Source organism: Moraxella sp., from assembly GCF_024227015.1.
GTDB lineage: Bacteria > Pseudomonadota > Gammaproteobacteria > Pseudomonadales > Moraxellaceae > Moraxella.
The window spans coordinates 1-5,398 of record NZ_JAAELD010000152.1 but is presented as its reverse complement, the minus strand read 5'-3'; the positions used below and the strand labels follow the sequence as shown (position 1 = coordinate 5,398).

6 protein-coding genes are annotated in these 5,398 nt (G+C 45.9%); all 6 read left to right on the top strand.

All coding sequences use genetic code 11. The features are described from left to right. The first annotated feature begins 47 nt into the window (after nucleotides 1–47). Nucleotides 48–1,595, top strand: coding sequence for a signal recognition particle protein (ffh, locus tag GY683_RS03570; protein WP_297287443.1), 1,548 nt, complete (start codon nucleotides 48–50; stop codon nucleotides 1,593–1,595). Nucleotides 1,596–1,673: 78 nt separating this feature from the next. Further along, complete coding sequence (tsaB, locus tag GY683_RS03565; RefSeq protein WP_297287442.1) at nucleotides 1,674–2,330, top strand: tRNA (adenosine(37)-N6)-threonylcarbamoyltransferase complex dimerization subunit type 1 TsaB; 657 nt, start codon at nucleotides 1,674–1,676, stop codon at nucleotides 2,328–2,330. A 122-nt stretch (nucleotides 2,331–2,452) separates the two neighbouring features. Beyond that, entirely contained in the window at nucleotides 2,453–3,295 is an 843-nt protein-coding gene (locus GY683_RS03560; RefSeq protein ID WP_297287441.1) for an undecaprenyl-diphosphate phosphatase, read from the top strand. 128 nt (nucleotides 3,296–3,423) lie between these two features. Next, complete coding sequence (locus GY683_RS03555; RefSeq protein ID WP_297287440.1) at nucleotides 3,424–4,239, top strand: class I SAM-dependent methyltransferase; 816 nt, start codon at nucleotides 3,424–3,426, stop codon at nucleotides 4,237–4,239. A gap of 12 nt (nucleotides 4,240–4,251) precedes the next feature. Next, nucleotides 4,252–4,521 (top strand): hypothetical protein, encoded by a 270-nt coding sequence (locus GY683_RS03550; RefSeq protein WP_297287439.1) that lies wholly within the window; start codon nucleotides 4,252–4,254, stop codon nucleotides 4,519–4,521. Continuing rightward, on the top strand, nucleotides 4,518–5,398 hold an 881-nt coding region (gene ubiA / locus GY683_RS03545), incomplete at its 3' end, for a 4-hydroxybenzoate octaprenyltransferase (RefSeq protein WP_297287438.1). The genes GY683_RS03550 and ubiA, both read left to right, overlap by 4 nt.

Genomic DNA, 5,398 nt, shown 5'->3' with positions numbered 1-5,398 from the left:
TTGTAGCAGTCTTGCTGTTTGATTTTAAATTTAACTGTGGAAAAATTATGTTTGATACCTTAACCGAACGACTCTCTGGCAGCCTTCGTAATATTGCAGGCACAGGTCAGCTGACCGAAGATAACATTAAGGATACATTGCGTGAAGTGCGCATGGCACTGCTTGAGGCGGATGTTGCCTTGCCTGTGGCGCGTGAATTTGTCGCGAAGGTTAAAGAGCAGGCGCTAGGACAAGAGGTTCTAAAAGAGCTTGCGCCAGGTCAGGCATTCGTTAAGATTGTCTATGATGAGCTGACCGAGATGATGGGTTCGGCGAATCAGTCTTTGGAGATGACTGGTAAGCCGCCAGTGGTGTATCTGTTGGCAGGCCTGCAGGGCGCAGGTAAGACTACGACTGCAGGTAAGCTTGCCAAGTTCCTACAAGAAAAACAAAAGAAAAAAGTCATGCTCGTATCAGCCGACGTCTATCGCCCAGCAGCGATCCGTCAGCTTGAGCAGGTGGCAGGACAGGTTAATGCAAGCTTCGTGCCATCTAGTACGGACGAGAATCCAATTGACATTGCTCGCCGTGCCATTGAGCAAGCCAAATTGCAGTATCAAGACATTCTTATCATTGACACCGCAGGTCGTCTTGCGATCGACGAGGAGATGATGAATGAGATTAAGGAGCTCACTGCGGCGGTGAACCCAACTGAGACGCTGTTCGTGGTGGACTCCATGACAGGTCAAGACGCTGCCAATACCGCCAAGGCATTTAATGATGCCTTGCCGCTGACAGGTGTCATCCTGACTAAGACAGATGGTGATGCTCGAGGCGGCGCTGCCTTGTCTGTGCGTGCCATCACTGGCAAGCCAATCAAATTCCTAGGTCGTGGCGAGAAGCTAGAAGCCTTGGAGCTGTTCCACCCTGAGCGTATCGCACAGCGAATCCTTGGTATGGGTGATGTGCTGTCGTTGGTCGAAGAAGTTGAGAATAAAATCGACCGTGAGCAAGCTGAACGCATGGCGAAAAAACTCCAAAAGGGCGGTGAGTTTGATTTGGAGGATTTGTTAAATCAATTCCAACAAATGAAAAACCTTGGCGGTATGGCAGGATTCCTTGATAAGATGCCTGGCATGGGCGGCGCTGACCTCCAAAAAGCCATGGAAGAAGCCAAGCCTGAAGAGAAGGTCAAAGAGATGGAAGCGCTTATCCACTCAATGACCCCATTTGAGCGCCAAAACCCTGATAAAATCACCCCGAGCCGCAAACGCCGTATCGCCGCAGGTTCTGGTAAGCAAATTCAAGATGTCAATCGCCTGCTAAAACAACACAAACAAATGGCGAAAATGATGAAGATGATCAGCCGTCCTGATGGTATCGGTAAGATGATGAAAGCTGTTCAAGGGCTTACCAAAGGCATGAGCGGCGGCGGTGGACCGTTATTCGGCGGCGGTAACGCTGGTCAAAATCCAGCGGGTACGAGTGCTGAAGACATGAAAAAATCCATGGCAGACTTAGGGCTAGATCCTAACAACATGCCAAGCATGGAAGATATGCAAAAGCAGATGAAAGCGATGGAAGGGCAGCTTCCTAATTTTAAAAAACGCTTTTAATCATCCATCTCACCATAAAACACCCAACACTGGGCTTGGGTGTTTTGTTTTTATTGTATAAACCAAGATCGCCTGACCATGCTAATCGCTTTTGACACCATTTTTGAGCAATGCTCCATCGCCATTTTACAAAACGACACCATTATCTATACTGAGACCGTGGCGGGTGGACGTGGGCAAACGGAGATTATTTTGCCCATGCTGGATAAGGCACTGCACACCGCAGGTGTGTATATTAAGGATGTTAAGGCATGGGCGTTCAACCGTGGACCGGGGGCGTTTAGTGGCATTCGCATCAATACCGCCCTAGTCCAAGCTCTATCTGTAGCCAATGACGCACCGTGTATCGGCATATCCAGCCTACACGCCTTGGTATTTATGGCGTGTGAGCAGATAAGCATGGCGGATGGCACAACCATCACCGCCGTGATAGACGCTCGCCAAAACCAAGTCTATGCAGGGGATTTTGTGGTACAAAACGCCTTGCCCGTTGCTCAAAGCGAATATCTGCTAGATTATAATAAGTTTGTAGAGACCGACATCATCGTAGGGGGTGGGGTGGACTTGGTGGAGACAGATGCCAAAAAATTACGTCTAAATCCCAGTGCCGAGCATATCGCACGCCTTGCCTATCCCCTATTTTTAAAGGGCGAGACGGTAACGGCAGAAAATGCCTTGCCTGTTTATCTTAGAAATAACGCTTGGAAAACATTGGCGGAACAAGGCAAGAAATAATTAACTCATTTCAAAATGAAATATGGGGTAATTTATTCGCCCAATCATTTAATACCAAAATTATTTAATCCCAACCCAAACCGCCAATAAACATTGGTAAATTCAAATAAAAGAGTAATATTTTGGACATTTTATTATTTATCAAAGCCTTTATCATGGGCATTGTCGAAGGCATTACCGAGTTTTTGCCGATTTCTAGCACAGGCTATATGATTTTGTCGGCAGACATCATGAACTTTTGGGATAAAGACAAAAGGGATTTGTTCATTGTATTTGTTCAGCTTGGGGCGATATTGGCGGTCATTTATGACTATTGGGGCAGACTGTGGACGGCATTTATGGGGCTACTCACAGGCAAGGCGGACGGCATGACCAACCCTCGTGGGCTGGGTATCTCGCTCATCATCGCCACCATTCCTGTGATGATTGTCGGCTTTACGCTCAAAGACTTTATCACAGGCACGCTCTTTCATCCGCTTGTCGTGGCGACCATGCTCATCATTGGGGCACTTCTCATCATCTATGTAGAAAAACACCCACGCCCCATTAAGGCACACGAAGCTGAGCATATTGACTTTAAAATGGCGTTAAAAATCGGACTGGCTCAATGTCTTGCCCTAATCCCTGGTACGAGCCGTTCTGGGGCGACCATTATTGGGGCGTTGTGGTTTGGGGCGTCTCGCAAATCTGCTACCGAATTTTCATTCTTTTTGGGCATTCCTGTCATTGTCGGGGCAGGACTTTTGGAGCTGATTGAGAAAAAAGACGTGCTACAAACAGGACAAGATTGGGCGATTTTGGGCGTGGGAACGGCAGTGTCTTTTGTCGTTGCCCTGCTATGCATTCGCCTTTTGGTGGCATGGGTGTCAAAACGGGATTTTATGATTTTTGCCTATTTGCGGATTATCACAGGCGTGATCGTGTTGTTGGCGTATTTTGTGTTTGGTTATCAAATTCAAGGGTAAATTTTAGGCGATATTTGCAAAAAACCGTTCGTGGTGAGCTAAGTCGAACCATGACGGTTTCCTACTCTTCGACAGGCTCAGGGCGAACGGAAAACCAAATAACACACATAAAAATAAAAGGCAAAGTTTTGACTATTAACATCATCGGCACCGAACAAGACAAAGCATTATTTGATACATTAGATAGTATCAATAAAACTCACAATTTGTCTTTAAAGTTATCTTTTCATGCTTTATCAAAACTAAGTGATAAATTTATCTCATCGTTTGCCAATGATAATATCAATACGCCTTTAATTGCTATTATAAAAAATACCCCAACCTTAATTAAAATTGACAATCATGCCATTATAAAATCATCATTAAATTGGCAAGCCCTAACCAAACGTATCGTAACCGCAGGGCGAAAGTCCGAGCTGATATTACAAGCAAGCAAATTAACGTCCGACATGAGCGTGATAGACGGTACGGCAGGTTTTGGGCAGGACGGATTGATATTGGCAAGCACGGGGGCGAGTGTGTTAATGATAGAGCAAAATCCCCTTGTGGCAATGCTACTATTATTTGAGCATCAAATGATGAATGCCAATCTAAATTGGCAAAAATTGTTAAGCCGAATTACGATTTATCATGGTAATTTTTTGAATGCTGATTTTATGGCGACCTTACCAAAGGCGGATATGATTTATCTTGACCCCATGTTTCCGTCTGACAGTTATTCGGCAAAGGTGGGTAAAACCATGCAAGTATTACATGATTTGGCAAATCCGCCAAGCGATGATGATGAAACACTGTTTTTGGATATTGCTAATGCTCAATTAAAAGACAATGGCAAAATCATTGTCAAACGCCCCTTATCCGCCCCCCATTTGGCAAATAAAACGCCATTGCAAAGCGTGGCAAATGATGCAATACGGTTTGATAGATACGAATTAAACAAATGAGTGAGAAAATCTATGCAATATGAATATCTGGTGCTAATCATTGTACTGATCATGACGTGGCAGAATTTTTCGCTAAGACGTAAAATTAAACAGTTGTGGCAAGCGATGGATAAGAGCAAATATATAACGCGCTATCTTGAGGTCGTGGCTCAGACGCGCGACCAAGCTGTGGCTGTCAAGCAGCTACGCCGTGAATTTAGCGAGCTAAACCTGCTACAAGCGGTCGAGGTGAGCCAAATCGCGCATAATCAGCCTAACCAAAACCAAGAACCAAAAGCATGACTTTTAAAGACAAACTCATCGCTTGGCTTCAGTTGACCCGCTTTGATAAGCCTGTGGGTACGGAGCTGCTGCTTTACCCGACGCTGTGGGCGCTGTTCTTAGCGAATGCAGGCCTACAAAGATTGCCAAGCATTACGCATTTGCTAATCTTTATGCTTGGGGCGATATTCATGCGTGCGGCAGGTTGCGCGATTAATGATTTTGCTGATCGTAAGGTAGATGGTCAGGTCAAGCGTACCAAAGATCGACCTTTGGCGGATGGGAGATTATCTGCCAAGACTGCCGTGGTGACCTTTGTGGGTTTGGCTTTATTGTCAGCGTGCTTGCTTGTATTTTTGCCGCTGCAGGTATTTTATTGGTCGCTTGGGGCGGTAGCACTTGCTTTTATTTACCCATTCATGAAGCGCTATACGCATCTACCGCAAGTTGTGTTAGCGGCGGCGTTTGGCTGGGCGGTGCCGATGGCTTATGCTGCGACTCTGGGATATGTGGATGGATGGGGCTGGCTGGTATTCGCCGCCTACATGTGCTGGACGGTGGCTTATGACACGCAGTATGCCATGTGCGACAGAGATGATGACTTAAAAATCGGTGTCAAATCAACGGCGATTTTATTCGGTCGCTATGATGTGGCAATCACCATGTTGCTGCATTTGACATTTGCGCTGTTGATGGGCTTGGTATTGCAGCATTATTTTGATGCTTGGGTGGGATGGCTGTTGGTCGTGCCATTGTTTGTGATGTTTGCTTATCAATATCAATTAATCAAGAACCGTGAGCGCATGGCGTGCTTTCGAGCCTTTCGCCACAATGCATGGGTGGGGCGCTATGTCTTTGCGCTGGTATTGATTTTGTGTATTTTTTATTTTGGTGGTTA